Source organism: Streptomyces sp. NPDC044704, assembly GCF_056433525.1.
This window is the reverse complement of sequence record NZ_JBWKGY010000001.1, coordinates 300,083-314,738: the sequence shown is the minus strand read 5'-3', so window position 1 is coordinate 314,738 and position 14,656 is coordinate 300,083. Positions and strand designations below refer to the sequence as shown.

General features: G+C 74.2%; 14 protein-coding genes. 5 read left to right on the top strand and 9 right to left on the bottom strand.

The window, feature by feature from the left end; all coding sequences use genetic code 11:
- Positions 1-94: 94 nt before the first annotated feature.
- Entirely contained in the window at positions 95-607 is a 513-nt protein-coding gene (locus AC07B0_RS01440) for an RNA polymerase sigma factor (protein WP_356871628.1), read from the bottom strand.
- Positions 608-669: 62 nt separating this feature from the next.
- Complete coding sequence (locus AC07B0_RS01435) at positions 670-1,497, bottom strand: hypothetical protein (RefSeq protein ID WP_469378925.1); 828 nt, start codon at positions 1,495-1,497, stop codon at positions 670-672.
- A 287-nt stretch (positions 1,498-1,784) separates the two neighbouring features.
- On the opposite strand from AC07B0_RS01435, the gene AC07B0_RS01430 reads away from it, so the two are divergent.
- Positions 1,785-2,075 carry a hypothetical protein gene (locus tag AC07B0_RS01430; RefSeq protein WP_469378927.1) on the top strand — a complete coding sequence of 97 codons (291 nt, stop codon included), beginning with the start codon at positions 1,785-1,787 and terminating at the stop codon, positions 2,073-2,075.
- A 105-nt stretch (positions 2,076-2,180) separates the two neighbouring features.
- Here the strand turns inward: AC07B0_RS01430 and AC07B0_RS01425 are convergent, their stop codons facing one another.
- The 4 genes from AC07B0_RS01425 to AC07B0_RS01410 form a co-directional block, all read right to left on the bottom strand.
- Positions 2,181-5,201 (bottom strand): AfsR/SARP family transcriptional regulator, encoded by a 3,021-nt coding sequence (locus AC07B0_RS01425; protein WP_478896152.1) that lies wholly within the window; start codon positions 5,199-5,201, stop codon positions 2,181-2,183.
- A gap of 240 nt (positions 5,202-5,441) precedes the next feature.
- Positions 5,442-7,130: a sensor histidine kinase gene (locus tag AC07B0_RS01420; RefSeq protein ID WP_478896150.1), complete on the bottom strand. Its 1,689-nt coding sequence runs from the start codon at positions 7,128-7,130 to the stop codon at positions 5,442-5,444.
- A 72-nt stretch (positions 7,131-7,202) separates the two neighbouring features.
- The gene (locus AC07B0_RS01415; protein ID WP_478896149.1) at positions 7,203-8,036 is read right to left on the bottom strand and encodes an ABC transporter permease; all 834 of its coding nucleotides are present in this window, start codon (positions 8,034-8,036) and stop codon (positions 7,203-7,205) included.
- Positions 8,037-8,041: 5 nt separating this feature from the next.
- Complete coding sequence (locus tag AC07B0_RS01410; RefSeq protein ID WP_478896147.1) at positions 8,042-9,010, bottom strand: ATP-binding cassette domain-containing protein; 969 nt, start codon at positions 9,008-9,010, stop codon at positions 8,042-8,044.
- A gap of 151 nt (positions 9,011-9,161) precedes the next feature.
- On the opposite strand from AC07B0_RS01410, the gene AC07B0_RS01405 reads away from it, so the two are divergent.
- Positions 9,162-9,821 carry a response regulator gene (locus tag AC07B0_RS01405; protein WP_478896145.1) on the top strand — a complete coding sequence of 220 codons (660 nt, stop codon included), beginning with the start codon at positions 9,162-9,164 and terminating at the stop codon, positions 9,819-9,821.
- A 25-nt stretch (positions 9,822-9,846) separates the two neighbouring features.
- Here AC07B0_RS01405 and AC07B0_RS01400 read toward each other — a convergent pair whose 3' ends face one another.
- Both AC07B0_RS01400 and AC07B0_RS01395 read right to left on the bottom strand, forming a co-directional pair.
- Positions 9,847-10,872, bottom strand: a complete 1,026-nt coding sequence (locus AC07B0_RS01400) for a phytase (protein WP_478896143.1) — start codon at positions 10,870-10,872, stop codon at positions 9,847-9,849.
- 127 nt (positions 10,873-10,999) lie between these two features.
- A complete protein-coding gene (locus tag AC07B0_RS01395; protein ID WP_356871646.1) occupies positions 11,000-11,539 on the bottom strand; it encodes a MarR family winged helix-turn-helix transcriptional regulator in 540 nt (179 codons plus the stop codon).
- A gap of 158 nt (positions 11,540-11,697) precedes the next feature.
- Between AC07B0_RS01395 and AC07B0_RS01390 the strand changes: the two genes are divergently transcribed.
- From AC07B0_RS01390 to AC07B0_RS01380, 3 genes are all read left to right on the top strand, one after another.
- On the top strand, positions 11,698-12,765 hold the full coding sequence (locus AC07B0_RS01390) for an alkene reductase (RefSeq protein ID WP_356871648.1): 1,068 nt from the start codon (positions 11,698-11,700) through the stop codon (positions 12,763-12,765).
- Positions 12,766-12,989: 224 nt separating this feature from the next.
- The gene (locus AC07B0_RS01385) at positions 12,990-13,226 is read left to right on the top strand and encodes a hypothetical protein (protein ID WP_356871650.1); all 237 of its coding nucleotides are present in this window, start codon (positions 12,990-12,992) and stop codon (positions 13,224-13,226) included.
- Positions 13,227-13,236: 10 nt separating this feature from the next.
- Complete coding sequence (locus AC07B0_RS01380) at positions 13,237-13,590, top strand: PRC-barrel domain-containing protein (protein WP_356871652.1); 354 nt, start codon at positions 13,237-13,239, stop codon at positions 13,588-13,590.
- A gap of 17 nt (positions 13,591-13,607) precedes the next feature.
- Here AC07B0_RS01380 and AC07B0_RS01375 read toward each other — a convergent pair whose 3' ends face one another.
- Complete coding sequence (locus tag AC07B0_RS01375; RefSeq protein ID WP_478896141.1) at positions 13,608-14,627, bottom strand: glutathione S-transferase family protein; 1,020 nt, start codon at positions 14,625-14,627, stop codon at positions 13,608-13,610.
- Positions 14,628-14,656 lie beyond the last annotated feature (29 nt).

The window sequence follows — 14,656 nt, the reverse complement described above, 5'->3', positions numbered from 1 at the left end:
GGGCCGCGTCGGCGCGGTGTTCCGGGACCGCCGCGGGTGCGGGGCGGCGGGTGTCCCCGCCGCGGGGCCGCCGTCCGTGCGGTGGGCCGGGGGCTCACCAGGCTTCGCGGAAATTGCGCCGGGCCCGGTGCAGGCGGGAGCGGACGGTCCCGATCGGTACGGCGAGCACCGTCGCCGCCTCCTCCTCGCTCAGGCCGTACAGCGCGCGCAGGGTGAGCACTTGCTGGTGCCGCTCGGGCAGCCGGTTCATGACGTCGGAGATGTGCACCCGCATCAGCGGGTCCGCCGTGTGCTCGGCCTCGGCGAGGCCCTCGGTGCTGCCCTTGCTCAGCCGCTTCGAGGTCCGCACCGCCTCCCTGCTGGCGACGGCGCGGACCCAGCCGTAGAAGGCGGCCGGCTCGCGGAGGTCCCGGATGCTCCGGTAGATCGCGATCATCGCTTCCTGGAAGGCGTCGGAGCTGTGGCGCTGTGCGATCGAGGAGCACACCTGGCGGACGAAGGGGGTGATGTGGAGCAGCAGGTCGTTCATGGCCTGCCGGTCCCCCGCCTGGGCGCGGGAGAGCAGGACGGTGTGGGAGCCGAGGGAGGTCGGGGACGAAGTGAGCACGTGTCTGCCTGCGATCTTCGGTGTCGGGTGGTGGGACGGGGGCGGGGACGGATCCCCCGGGGTCATCCGGTGGGGTGGCGTACGGCACGGGCCTGGGCGAAGAGCCCGGCGGCCGTGATGCGGTCGGCCAGGAGCCCGGTCGCCCCGGCCGTGCCCGTGTACAGCCGGCTCTCGCCCCGGGCGTCCCGCTCCACGTAGGCGCGGACGAGGTGGCGGAGCGCCGTGTACGGGAGGGCGTCGGCGAGTACGGACAGGCCGTAGTCGAGGGAGTGCGGGTCGCCCGGCAGCAGGTAGGTGGCGTACTCGCCGGGCACCGCCTCCGGTCCCAGCGGGGGCCGCCGCCCGCTCCGCGACTCCTCCCAGGTGTCCCGTACCGCACACCGGATCTCCTCGGCCGGCAGCGCGGCGAGCCGGCCGAAGGCTCCGGGGACGGGCGCGGGGGTGCGACGGCGCCGGCCCGGGGCGCCCGGCGGCGGGCCGTGCAGGAACGCGGCGACCCAGTGGGCGGCCTCGTCCGGGTCGGCGGGGGTGTGCACGCGGGGGGCGAGGGGGGTGTCGCCGAAGTCGCGTCTGACGTCGGCCTGTACGGCGGCGCACCGCGGCACCACGTCCGGGCCCGTCACGACGAGCACCTCGCAGGCCCCCTCGCCCATGCGGTGCAGGGTCAGCTGGTGGGCCACGGGGTGGGAGCCGTCGACGAGGCAGGGCCACACGTCCGCGATGTCGTCGGCGCCGAGAACGTGCGGGCAGCGGTTCACCACGCGCAGGCCGTGTGCCTCGACGGCCCGGTCCAGGCGCTCCGCCAGCCCGGGCAGCCGGTAGCCGTCGGGGGTCACCAGCAGGACGCTGAGGGGGGCTCTCCCGGTGCCGGGCGCGCGGTCGTGGTGCATGGGGCCTTCTCTCGTCGGGGGCCGGGCGCGCACCGCGCAGGACACCCCGCTCTCCTTCAACAGAGCTTCTGCACAGGGCAGTTGAAGGACGGCCACGGGTGTGTCGGACGCGTTCGGGGGCGCTTCCCGGGAACACCGCCGACTCTAGGAGGGCGGCGATGGACGCCCGATCGACGGCGCGATCTACGGATTCGGCCGGGTCGTCGATCGGTTGTAGATCGGCCCTGCGGCGACCGGTGGAAGAGTCGTTGTCGTTCGCCCCTTCACCTGGATGGAAAAGGCCTCTCATGAACCACCGCCGCACCGTTTCCGCTCGCCGGCCCCAGATGGTTTCCGCACTGCTGTCGCTCTGCGCGGCGGCCGCGGTGGTGTCGGGCGCCCTGGTCTCGGACGCCGGGCTGTGGCCGGCGGCCCACGCCGGGAACGGGAGCGTCACGAGCGCCTCCGGCTCCGCCCCGAACGGGACCGTCATCGACCCGTCCGTCATCGACCCGTCCGTCATCGACCCGTCCGTCATCGATCAGTCGGTCGTCAACCCGTCCGTCATCGACCCGAACTGGAACAACACCGGGAACTGACCCCGGCGGACGGTACCGGTCCGTCGCCCTGCCCGTTCGGAAACGCCGTAGGGACCACCAGGTCGGTGGTCCCTACGGTGTTGTCGGCGCCGGCCGGAATCCGCTCTACGCGGGAGGGCCCAGCCTGCTCAGCAGCTCGACGGTCTCCTCCCGGCCGGCCAGGGGAAGGCGGTCGTGGATGTGCAGCGCCTGTTCCAGGAACGCCCGCGCCCCTTCCGGCTCCGCGCGGTCCAGGAACACCTTCCCGCACACCAGCAGGGCGTGGCATTCGGCCTGCTCGTCGCCGCGCCGTCGGGCCAGGGCGATCGCCCGCCGCGCCTCGGACTCGGCGGCGGGATGACGGCCGAGCAACCGCAGCGTGTCGGCGAGCCGGTAGCGGACGTGGACCTCCCGGCCCCCGTCCCCGGCGCGCAGGCAGGCGTCCAGGGCCTCGGTCTGCCGGCGCGCGGCCTCCTCGTGGCGGCCGGCCTCGCTGAGCGCGATGCCCTGCACGTACAGCGCGTACGCCACCGCGGCCGCGTCGTCGAGGGCGCGCCCGGCCTCCAGCATCGCCTCCGCCGTCCGCATCGCCGCCTCCGTGCCCCCTGAACGCGCCTGCGCCAGGGCGCAGTTCAGGCTGGTGGCGATCTCCCCCGAGCGGTGGCCGAGTTCGCGCGCCAGCACGATCGCCTCCTCGTACCGGACGATCGCCTCCGCGAAGTCGCCCAGCGAGACGGCGATCAGTCCCAGGTCGTTGAGCGCCTGGCGCAGGATCACGAGGTCCCCCGCGAGGCGGCAGGCTTCCACGGCCTGCCGGGCATGGGCGTACGCCGCGGACGGCCGGCCCGCGCGCAGGGCGAAGGAGCAGCTCAGCCATTCGGCCCGGCCGTACGAACGCAGGTCGCCCCGCCCCTTGGCGGCAGCGGCGACCGTCAGCGCCGCGGGGGCCAGCTGCTCGTGGCGCAGGTCGCCGACGAAGGGGCTCAGTGCCACCAGCAGATCGGTGGCCGCGGGCAGCAGCCCCTGGGCCGGGGCCCCGGCGCCGGGGCCGGCGCACGACTGCAGGGCGAGTACGGCGAGTTCGAAGTGTGCGGCCGCCCACGCCCGGGCCTCGGCCGCGTCCGCGAGCTCGGTGCCCCGGGTGCCGAGCGAGGCGAGCGTACCGGCCACCGGGTCGCCGGGTACGAGCCGTTCGAAGGCGTTGCACGCGGTGGCGAGCAGGTAGCCGAGCAGGTTCTCATAGGCGAGGTCCGCTTCGGCCCGGTCGTGGACGAGGGCCCGGCCCCGTCCGAACAGGCGCAGCAGATCGTGCAGCCGGTAGCGTCCGGGGGCCGGCGATTCCAGCATGGAGGCGCTGACGAGCTCCTCCAGCAGGTCTTCGGTGTCGAACTCGGCGGTACCCAGGATCGCACCGGCCGCGTCCAGTCCCAGCTCGGCGGCCGTGGCCACCGCGATCAGGCGGAAGGCCCGCGCCTGGTCCGGGGTGAGGTGGCGGTAGCTGAGGTCGAAGGCCGCTTCGACGGCCAGGTCGCCGACCTTCAGCTCGGACACCTTGCGGGCCTCGTCCGTGAGCCGGGCGGTGAGGACCGCGAGCGGCCAGCCGGGCCGGGCCGCCAGGCGGGCGGCCACGATCCGGGTCGCGAGGGGCAGCTGACCGCAGGCCCCGACGAGGGCGCGGGCCGCTTCCCGTTCGGCGCCCAGCCGGTCGCGCCCGATGATGCTGCCGACCAGGCTGATGGATTCCCCCGGGAGCAGGCGCCCGAGGCAGAGCTGCACCGCGCCTTCGAGGCTGGCGAGCTGGCCGCGGCTGGTGACCAGCACGGCGCAGGTGGCGGCCCCCGGTATCAGGTGGCGGACCTGGGCCGCGTCGGCCGCGTTGTCCAGCACCATCAGCACGCGCCGCCCGTCGAGCACCGTGCGCAGGAGCCTCGACCGGCCCTCGACCGTGTCCGGAAGCAGTTTCAGCGGATAGCCGAGCCCTTCGAGGAAGGCACCGAGGACGATGCCCGGAGCCTCCGGGTCCCGTTCCATCCCCCGCAGGTCGGCGTAGAGCTGGCCGTCCGGGTAGTGGTCGCGGACCTGGTGGGCGACGTGCAGGACCAGGGACGTCTTGCCGATGCCGCCCATTCCGGAGACGGCGGCGAGGGGAAGGCTGTCGCGGTCCGTACCGACGAGGAGGGCGCGCAGCGTGTCGATCTCGGCGGCGCGCCCGACGAAGTCGGACACGGCGCGCGGCAGCTGTGCGGGAACGGTGGGCCGGAACGTCCCGGCGGGCCCGGCTTCCCCGCCCGTGGCGGTACCGGCCGGGGCGGGCGGGCTCCCGGCGGTCACGCTCTCGCGGGGGCCGAGGTCGTCCGCGGGCGCCTGCGGGGACGTGTACAGCCGGCGGTGGAGGGACGTCAGCTCGGCGCCCGGCTCGACCCCTTGCTCTTCGACGAGCCTGCGGCGCACCTGCTGGAACAGCGCGAGCGCTTCGGGCGTGCGTCCGGTGCCGTGCAGCGCGCGCATGAGCAGTCCGTGCAGCCGTTCGCGCCCGGGGTGCTCGGCGGCCAGTACGGTCAGCTCGGGTATGGCCGCCTGGTACTGGCCGAGGGCCAGCGCCACCTCGTACTTCTCCTCCAGGAGGGCGGTCCGCAGCTCGTTCCACCGGTCCCGCTCGCGCTCGGCGAAGGGCCCGGGCACCTTCGACAGCGGCTCGCCGTGCCACAGTTCGAGCGCCGACGTGACGAGCCGGTGCGCACCGGTCAGGTCGCCCGCCGCCCGCGCCCCGGCCGCCGCGTCGGCCAGGCCCGCGGCACGCGGAGCGTCCACCGCTCCTTCCGGTACGTCGAGCCGGTAGCCGTCGCCGACGGACACCAGGACGCGGGGGGCGGCGGGGTCGGGCTCCAGGAGCCGCCGCAGCCGCCACGCGTAGGTACGGACGTGGGAGACGGCGCCGTCCGGCGACCCGTCCCCCCACACGCCCCACATCAGGTCGTGCATCGAGACGCCGAAGCCGGGACGCAGCAGCAACTGCGTGAGCACGGCCTGCTGTTGGGGCGAACCGGGCTTGACGGCCCGCCCTTCGCTCCAGACGCGCACCGGTCCCAGTACCGCGAACGCCAGGCGTTCCGAGCCGTCTTCCCCGACGGCTTCGCGCACGGACACGCCGCCCCCCTTCCGTCCCGCCGATCAGGGGTCCCCCGCACCGGTCGTGCTCGTCGTTCCCCCGCCTCACCGGTTGGTCGGACCGGCAGGTCGGTTCGGTGGCAGCGGATGCGTACGCGTCCGCGCCTCACCCCGACAATGCGAGCAAGCACGGAGAAATCAGAGAAACTGCCACGGACGACCATATTACTGCCCGGTACGCAGTGCCGGGGTCCGGCCTCGGACCGTCACGGCCCGCTCTTACCCGGGCCGTCCCGGCAGGGCCTCCGCGGTCAGCAGGCGCGGGCCGTCGTAGCAGAGCCGGTACACGTCCACCGGCTCCAGGAGGTTCCCGTTGGAGCGGTAGTACGCGCACACCGCGCCCGGGGGTACGGGCCGGGCCCTCACCGCGTCCGGCAGGTAGCGGAACTCCTGGGCCGGCAGGACGCGGGCGACCTCCGTGCGGTCCTGGCCCGGCCGCAGGGAGGCGAAGTCCGCCGGGTTCAGGACGCAGCTGGTGAGCTGCTGGGCGAGGTACGCCGCGCAGACCAGGGTCAGGATCCCGAACCCGGCCGGTACGGCGGCCGCGAGGGCGAACCGGCGCCGGGCCCGGCGCCGGACCTCGGCGAGCCGGCGCCCGGTCGGCGACGGCCCGTCAGGATCGGGGTACGGGGCCCCGGCCGGGTCCGCGTCGAGGTCCCCGTACGGATCCGCGTCCGCGTCGGTCGCGGGGGCCGGGTCCGGCCGCGGCTGCGCCGGAGCGGCCGGGCGGTGCGGCGCGACCCGGTCCGGGAGCGTCGCGAGGAGTTCGTAGCCGCCCGCGCGGGGTGCGGCGCGCAGGGTGCCGCCGATCAGCCGGACCCGTTCGCGCAGCCCGGGCAGCCCGTGGCCGCCGCCCGCAGGGACCCGCACCGGCGGGGCGGGGGCCGCGTTGGTGACCCGTACGACGGTCCGGCCGTCCCGGTGGGTGAGGCGTATCCGGATCGCGGATCCGGGGGCGTGCTTGACGGCGTTGGTCACCGACTCCTGGACCACCCGGTACAGCGTGCGGTCCACCAGCGGGGAGTGCCGGGGTGCCTCGCCCTCGCGCAGCAGTTCCGCCGTGACCCCGGACCCCCGGACCCGGCGGACGAGGTCCTCCACCGACTCGGCCGGGGAGGGTGACGGCGACGGTTCGGGGCCGGCGCCGCCGCCGGCCCGCAGGACGCCGATGGTGTCGCGCAGGTGGCCGACCGCGTCCGCGACGGCGGCGCGGAGCTCGGCGAGGTCCGCCCGGTCCTGGCCGGTGAGCGTCGGCGACAGCTCCAGGGCCCCCGCGCGCAGGGCGATGAGGCTGAGTTCGTGGCCGAGCGAGTCGTGCATGTCGGCCGCGATCCGGGCCCGCTCCCTGAGCCCGGCCCGCTCGGCGACGTACCGCTGCCGCTGCTCCAGGGCGCGCGCCCGCTGCCAGCCGCCGCGCACCAGGGCCCGGCGGGCCCGCCGGTAACGGCCGGCGAGCCAGGGCAGGACCAGGGCGAGGGGCACCAGCGAGAGCGTGTAGAACCAGTACACGGCGTCGACTCGCAGCACGGCGCACACCGCGAGGTGGACGGCCGTGCAGGCGCCGAAGAGCAGGAGCGCCTCCCGGGTGGCCGCCGATCTGCTGCCGAGGAGGTACGTCATCACGGCGAGGGCCAGCAGGTAGGGGCTGGCGGCCGGCACGGGGTGGGCCAGGCCCAGCGCGCAGAGGGCGTTGGCGAGGAACACGGCCGTGCCGGGCCGGGCGCGGCTGCCGGGCACCGCCACCGCGAGGACCAGCAGCGGCAGCACCACCGTGAGCAGGAGCGAGGGTTGCGCCTGCTGCCGGTAGGCGTGGACACCGGCGGCCGACAGCGCCGCCCACAGGGCCAGGTCCCGCGCGGCCCTCCCCCGTAGCGGCCCGGCCGCCGTGGCGATTCCCGGCGTCTTCACCCGCCGCACCCCCCTTGGTCGTTCTCGTGTCCCCCGCCCCGGCCGACGAGGCTACCCGCGCCGCCCGCCGGTCTACGCGTCGCGGCGGCGCAGGACGAAACGGCCGGCCAGATGGGCGGCCGCCGTCCAGGCCACCACGATCAGCAGCCCGACGGAAGGCGGGTGGGGGCCGCTGCCCGACCCGAGCATGAAGTGGCCGCCGGAGGTCTGCGGCAGGTACTCGTTCACGGCCAGCAGGAACGGTCCGCCCAGGGCCGTGCACATGCTCGGCAGCACGGAGAGCACGACGAAGACCGCCGACAGGGTTCCGGCGGCCGTCCGCAGCGCGAACGCCGCTCCGACGGTCAGGACGGCGGTCAGGGCGCAGTAGACGCCGACCGCCAGGGTCTGCGCGGCCGCCTCGGAGGCGTCGAAGGAGGCGTGTCCCCGGAAGGGGATCCAGGCGACGGCCATGCCGAGGACGGTGTACAGGACTCCGGCGGCGAACGACACCCCGGCGGCGACGAGCGATTTGGCCAGCTGCACGCGGTGCCTGACGGGCACCCAGAGCAGCGAGGTGCGGATGCTGCCCGTGCCGTACTCGCTCGTGACCATGAGCATGGCCAGGACGACGATCACGAACTGGACCAGCATGACGGACGAGACCGGGGCGTTGCCGAGCGGCTGGACCGGCTTGTCGTTGATCCGGGCGATGGAGCCGTAGTAGAAGGTGAACACCCCGGTCAGCAGGGTTCCGGCGAGGAGGCAGACGTACGGGGTGCGCAGGGACCACAGTTTGGCCCACTCGGCCGCGACGGCGCCGGCGAGGCCCCCGCCGGCCGGGACGTTCCGGGCTGGCGGGACGTTCCGGGCCGGTGAGACCTTCTGGGCCGGCGGGACGTTCTGGATGTTCCGGACGGACGGCATGCGGGTCACACCTCGGTCTTCCGGGTCGGGTTCGGGGCCGCGGCGGTGGTGCCCGGGGCTCCGTACTCCACGCTGCGCGCGGTCAGTTCCATGTACGCCTGTTCCAGGGAGGCGGGGACGCCGTCCAGCCGGTGCAGCCGGACGCCGAGCCGGTGGGCCAGGTCCCCGACCTCCTCCGCGGTGCGGCCCCTTACGGCGAGCTCGTCCGCCTCCGCAGCGCCGGCCGGCTCCACCGTCACGTCGGCCCGCGCGGTCAGGTGGCCGGTCAGGGTGCGCCGGTCGCCGGGGTCCGGCACGCGCACCCGGACCGAGGCCGACGCGCTGCGGGCGAGGAACTCGGCCATCCCGGTGTTCGCGAGCAGCCTGCCCCTGCCGATGACGACGAGCTGGTCGGCCGTCAGCTGCATCTCGCTCATGAGGTGGCTGGAGAGGAGGACGGTCTTGCCCTCCGCGGCCTGGGCGCGCACGAGTTCGCGCACCCAGCGGACGCCGTCGGGGTCCAGGCCGTTGACGGGCTCGTCGAAGACGAGGACCCCGGGGTCTCCGAGGAGGGCCCCGGCGATCCCGAGGCGCTGGTGCATGCCCAGGGAGAACGCCCCCGCGCGGCGCCGGGCCACCTTGGCGAGGCCCACCGTCTCCAGTACCTCGTCCACCCTGCGGGCGGGGATGCCGTTGCTGCGGGCCTGCGCCATCAGGTGGCCGCGCGCGGAGCGGGCGGGGTGCAGGGCCTTCGCGTCGAGGAGCGCACCCACTTCGCGCAGGGGGTGGCGGATCGCGGCGTACGGCCTGCCGCCGATGAGCGCTTCGCCCTCCGTGGGGTGGTCGAGACCGAGGATCATCCTCATCGTGGTCGATTTCCCGGCCCCGTTGGGGCCGAGGAAGCCGGTCACCCGTCCTTCCTCGATGTCCAGCGTGAGGCCGTCGACGGCGACGGTGTCGCCGTAGCGTTTGGTGAGCCTTCTCAGGGTGATCACGGCAGTCCCTTCGGTGTTTCCGGTACGGGAACGACCGTAGGAACCGGGGCGGGTGGCGCGCGTCAGCCTCGGGGCGGCGACCGGTGCCCCTACTTTCGTCGGGGGTCCCCCGTCGAAAGGCCCTTCAGCGGGGCGTCGTTAGACTGCGCCGATGGTTCAGGTGCTGATCGCGGACGACGAGGCGATGGTCCGTGCAGGTGTGCGCGCGATCCTGGCGCGGGACCCCGCGGTCGAGGTCGTCGCCGAGGCGGCCGACGGGTTCGAGGCCGTCGAGGCGGTGCGCGCGCACCGGCCGGCCGTCGCGCTGCTCGACATCCAGATGCCCGGGCTCGACGGGATCTCGGCGTGTGCGCGGATCCACCGCGAGCTGCCCGGCACGGCGGTGGTCATGCTGACCACCTTCGGTGAGGACGAGTTCATCGACCGGGCGCTGCGGGAGGGCGCGAGCGGTTTCCTGCTGAAGGCGGACGACCCCCGGGAGCTGCTGGCCGGGGTGCACGCGGTCGCGGCGGGCGGCGCGTACCTGTCGCCGCGGATCGCCGCGCGGGTGGTCGCCGGGCTGCGTGACGGCCGGTCGCGGAGCGGGCTGCCGCCGCGGCGTGCGGTGGAGCGGCTCACGGAGCGGGAGCACGAGGTCCTGGCGCTGGTCGGGGCCGGGCTGTCCAACGCGGAGATCGCCGGCCGGCTGGCGCTGGTCGAGGGCACGGTGAAGGCCCACGTCAGTGCGGTCCTCGGCAAGCTCGGCGTCCGCAACCGGGTGGAGGCGGCGATCGCCGCGTACGAGGCGGGCCTGACCGGACACGACCGGTAGGGCCCGCCGCGCACGGGGGCGGCCGTCAGCCGAAGTGCGCGGTGACGCGCTGGAGCGGGACGAACTTGAAGTTCTGGTTGCCGCTGGTGCCGGGGGTTCCGTTGGAGCCGTCCTGGCAGATGAAGATGCCCTGCGGGAAGGCCGGGCCCAGGTTCGCGGCGGTGGCGTCGATGCCGTCGGTGTCCTCGCAGTCGTCGGCCGCGGTCCCGTTGGAGACGGCGAAGCGGCCGAGGTAGGCGCGGGTGGTGCGGTCGTAGACGGTGAAGTCGTCGCTGCCCTGGGAGGAGACGTAGAGCCGGTTGCCGGCGGCGGCGATGCCCTCGGCGTCGGCGGTGAGGTGGCCGCCGGATCCGGTGGAGTCGAGCTTGGTGCGCGCGGTGCCCGCCGTGGGTTCGGCGCCGTACACCCAGACGCCGACGTCCTCCTCGCCGAGGTAGAGCTTGCCGGTGCTCTCGTCGGCGTAGCAGCCCTCGACGGCGGAGCCCGCGTCCCACAGCCGGACGGAGGTGGCGGTCACCGAGGTGCCGTCGACGGCCAGTTCCCACTGCTCGACGCGGCCGGAGGTGGAGTTCGGGAACGCGTACAGCTTCCCGGAGGCCGGGGAGGTGTAGAGGCAGATGCCGTGGGCGGTGACCTCGGTGGGGACGTCCTTGAGGTGCTTCAGCTGCCGGGTCGCGGGGTCGATGCGGTAGACGTGCATGGCCCCGTCGCCGCCGGCGGCCTCGTCGTCGGCGGAGACGACGATGTCGCCGCGCAGGTCGACGTTGTTGCCGTGGTCGCCGGAGATCCGCTGGATCCGGGCCCCGGACAGGTCGTAGACCTCCAGCGCGCCCTTCTTGTCCGTGGCGACGACCACGGACTTGGCGGGGTCCGTCGGGTGGACCCAGATGGCCGGGTCGTCGGCCGCGTCCCCGCTGTGCGAGACCGGGGCGGTCTCGACGGTCGCGGTGATGGAGACGGGAGCCGCGTGCGCGGGCGCGGCCGGCATGACCACGGCCGCCAGGACGGCGGCGGGCAGAACGGCCCTACGGACAGAAACGGTGAGCGGCACCGGGTTTCCTTCCCCTGCGAGTGACGGACGCGGGGAGCGTAGTGAGGCGGTGCGGCCACGGTGTGAACGTCAGCTGAACGAGCCGCTGCCGTCCGGCACTTCGGGCCGGTGCACGGGCCCCGCGGCGTCAGCAGATGTCGGGTTCCTTGTACGCGGCCTCGCACGCGGCGCCCGCGTCCCGGGTGACCTCCGTCCAGAGGGCGGCCTCCACCTTGCCCAGCAGACGGGCCAGTTCGGTGCGTTCGGCCCCGTCGAGGCCGTCCAGGGTCTGGTCTTCCAGCTCGCCCCAGGCGCGTCGGACCTCGGCGAGGAGCCCGCAGCTGCCGTCCGTCGCCTCGACCAGGGAGGCCCGCCGGTCGGAGGGGTCGGGGCGGCGGCGCACGTGCCCGGAGTGTTCCAGGCGCTGGAGCATCTTGGTCACCGTGGAGGGGTCCAGGCCGACCGCCTTGATCAGCTCGGACTGGCGCACGGCCCCGTTGTCCCACAGGTGCATCATCAGGAACTCCTGCCCCGGATGCAGTCCCAGATCGCGCAGGGCCCGGCCGGCCGCTATCCGGTGGAGACGGGCCACCCGGCTGATCGCGTGGCTCACCGGTCCCTCCAGAACGGCGCTGGGTACCGGACAGTCCGGGGTGGCGCGCGGTTCCTGAGCGGCTTCCGCGGTCATGGCGGCGCTCCTCCTCGGTCGGGTCCGGTGGGTCCGGTCCGTGGCCTACACCGTGAACCTTACCTGCCTCCGAAATTTTACCTTGGTCGGCCAAGTAATGGGGTACGCTGCTTCACAGAGCCAATCATTGGCCGACCAATTAACTCTGTGAGGCGGATATGACCAGCGCTTTCGACTCGGTACGCATCGCCGGCGGCACGCTCCCCAACCGGATCGCCCTGGCACCCATGACCCGCAGCCGCGCCGCGGAGGGCGGGCTCCCCACGCCCCTCGTCGCCGAGTACTACACCCAGCGGGCCTCGGCCGGACTGCTCATCTCGGAGGGGATCCAGCCCTCCGTGGTCGGGCAGGGCTACCCCTTCACCCCCGGTCTGCACAGCGCCGAGCAGGTGGCCGCCTGGCGCGAGGTCACCGACTCGGTCCACGCGGCCGGCGGCCGGATCTTCGCCCAGCTCATGCACGCGGGCCGGATCGGGCACCCGTCACTGCTGCCCGACGGCCTGATCCCCGTCGCCCCCTCCGCCGTCACGCCGCAGGGGCAGTTGTTCACCGGTGACGGCATGAAGGACTTCGAGACGCCCCACGAGCTGACGGGCGCCGAGGTCCGGGCGACCATCGCCGACTTCGCCGCGGCCGCCCGCAACGCCGTCGAAGCCGGCTTCGACGGGGTCGAGCTGCACGGTGCCAACGGCTACCTGATCCACCAGTTCCTGGCCCCGGGCTCGAACCGGCGCACCGACGAGTGGGGCGGCACTCCCGAGAACCGCGTCCGCTTCGCCGTCGAGGTCGTCAAGGCGGTCGCCGCGGCGATCGGAGCCGAGCGCACCGGACTGCGCGTCTCGCCCGGGAACACGTACAACGACATCGCGGAGCCCGACCCGCAGCCCGTCTACGAGGCGCTGGTCAAGGAGATCGACGGGCTGGGTCTGGCCTACCTGCACGTACTGGAGAACGGCCCCGAGGCACGCGACATCACGCTCGCCCTGCGCAAGCAGTTCTCCGGTCCGCTCGTGCTGAACCCCGCGACCGAGGGCCCCACCGACCACCGCGCGCTCACCCTGATCGAGGACGGCACCGCGGACGTGCTCGCCTTCGGCGCCCTCTTCCTCGCGAACCCCGACCTCCCGGACCGCCTGCGCACCGAGGGCCCGTACAACACTCCGGACCCGGCCACCTTCTTCGGAGGCGACGCCCGCGGCTACACGGACTACCCGGTCCGCGCGTAGGCCGCGCCAGGCCCGGCCCGGCGTGCGGCCGGGCGCCCGAGCCGGGGTGCGGCCCCGTCGCAGCCTGGGTGGCCGAGCCGCACCCCGTGGCGGGCGCCTACCCGCGGGTCGCATCCGCTAACGGAGGACCGCCGGGTTTCGCCCGGCCGCGGCCGGGGCAGCCGCCCCACAGGCAGGCCCGCACGCCGGGGCACATCCGGGGGGAGAAACCGGAGGGAGCAGCCATGGACGACCAGGGCGGCGCCGGAGGCGTCCCACCCCACGACGGGCACCACTCCCACGGCACACCGCGCGGCCGCCGCCGCGACGAGGAGCGGCCGGACGGGCGGACCCCCGCCGCCGACACGGACGAGGCGAGCCGCCTCGACCGGCCGTCCCCCACGGCGGACGCCGGTTCGGGCCGCAAGCGCTGGGTGGGCCCGCAGGACGAGAAGGGCACCCCGGACACGAAGGGGAAGTGAGGCGAGCGCCATGACCGAGCAAGGCATCTGGGGCTACAGCCGGGACGCCGGCCACGAGAAGGGCCTCGACCTGACCGGCTACAAGGTCGAGGCCACGGACGGCTCCATCGGGAAGATCGACAAGCACTCCGAGGACGTCGGGGCCTCGTACCTCGTCGTCGACACCGGGGGCTGGATCTTCGCCAAGCACGTCCTGCTCCCGGCGGGCACCATCCACCGGATCGACACCGCCGAGGAGAAGGTGTACGTCGACCGGACCAAGGAGCAGATCAAGGACGCGCCCGAGTACGACGAGGAGAAGTACCGCGGGGACCCCAACTACCTGGAGCGGTTCGCCCGCTACCACGGCCAGCCCCACATGTAGCGGCTCGCCGGCCCCCGCTACGCCGGGGCGTCCGCCCACGGCGTGTGGCCGGGCGGCACCTCCTCCCCGGGTGCCACCGGCCCGGGCGGTGTGCCCCGGCCGAACGGCCGGCCGCCGAGCGCCTCGCGGCCGTGCGGTACCAGCCAGCCCGCCAGGTCGGGGCCGGCGGGCACGATGCCGGTGGGATTGATGTCGGCGTGCACGGTGTAGTAGTGCCGTTTGATGTGGTCGAAGTCGACCGTGTCGCCGAAGCCGGGCGTCTGGAAGAGGTCACGGGCGTACGCCCACAGGACCGGCATCTCGCTCAGCTTGCGCCGGTTGCACTTGAAGTGCCCGTGGTAGACGGCGTCGAAGCGCACGAGCGTGGTGAACAGCCGGACGTCGGCCTCGGTGATCGTGTCGCCGACCAGGTAGCGGGACTCCGACAGCAGCCGCGAGAGGGCGTCGAGCCGGGCGAAGAGCCGCTCGTACGCGCGGACGTACGAGGCCTGCGTCCCCGCGAACCCGGCCCGGTAGACCCCGTTGTTGACGTCGGCGTAGACCGCCTCGTCGATCGCGTCGATGCGCCGGCGCAGCGCGGCCGGATAGAGGTCGGGGGCGCCGTCGCGGTGGTACGGCGTCCACTCCAGCGACAGGTCGAGCGTGATCCGCGGGAAGTCGTTGGTCACCACCTTGCCGGTGGTGACGTCCACGATCGCCGGGACCGTGATCCCGCGGTCGTAGGCGGGGTCGCGGGCGAGGAAGGCCTGCTGGAGGCGCTCGATGCCGAGCACCGGGTCCCGGCCGCCGGGGTCGAGGTCGAAGGCCCAGCTCCGCTCGTCGTGCACGGGCCCGGCGACGGCCATGCCGAGCACCCGCTCCAGCCCGAGGAGCCTGCGTACGATCACCGCCCGGCTCGCCCACGGGCAGGCACGGCTGACCACCAGCCGGTAGCGGCCCGCTTCCACCGGGAAGCCGTCGCGGCCGTCCGCCGTGATCCGGTCGGCCAGGTAGCGGCCGTCGCGGGTGTACTCCGCGCCCGTGTTCACGTAGTTCATCTTCCACGCCTACCCGGGCCTCCCGGGGC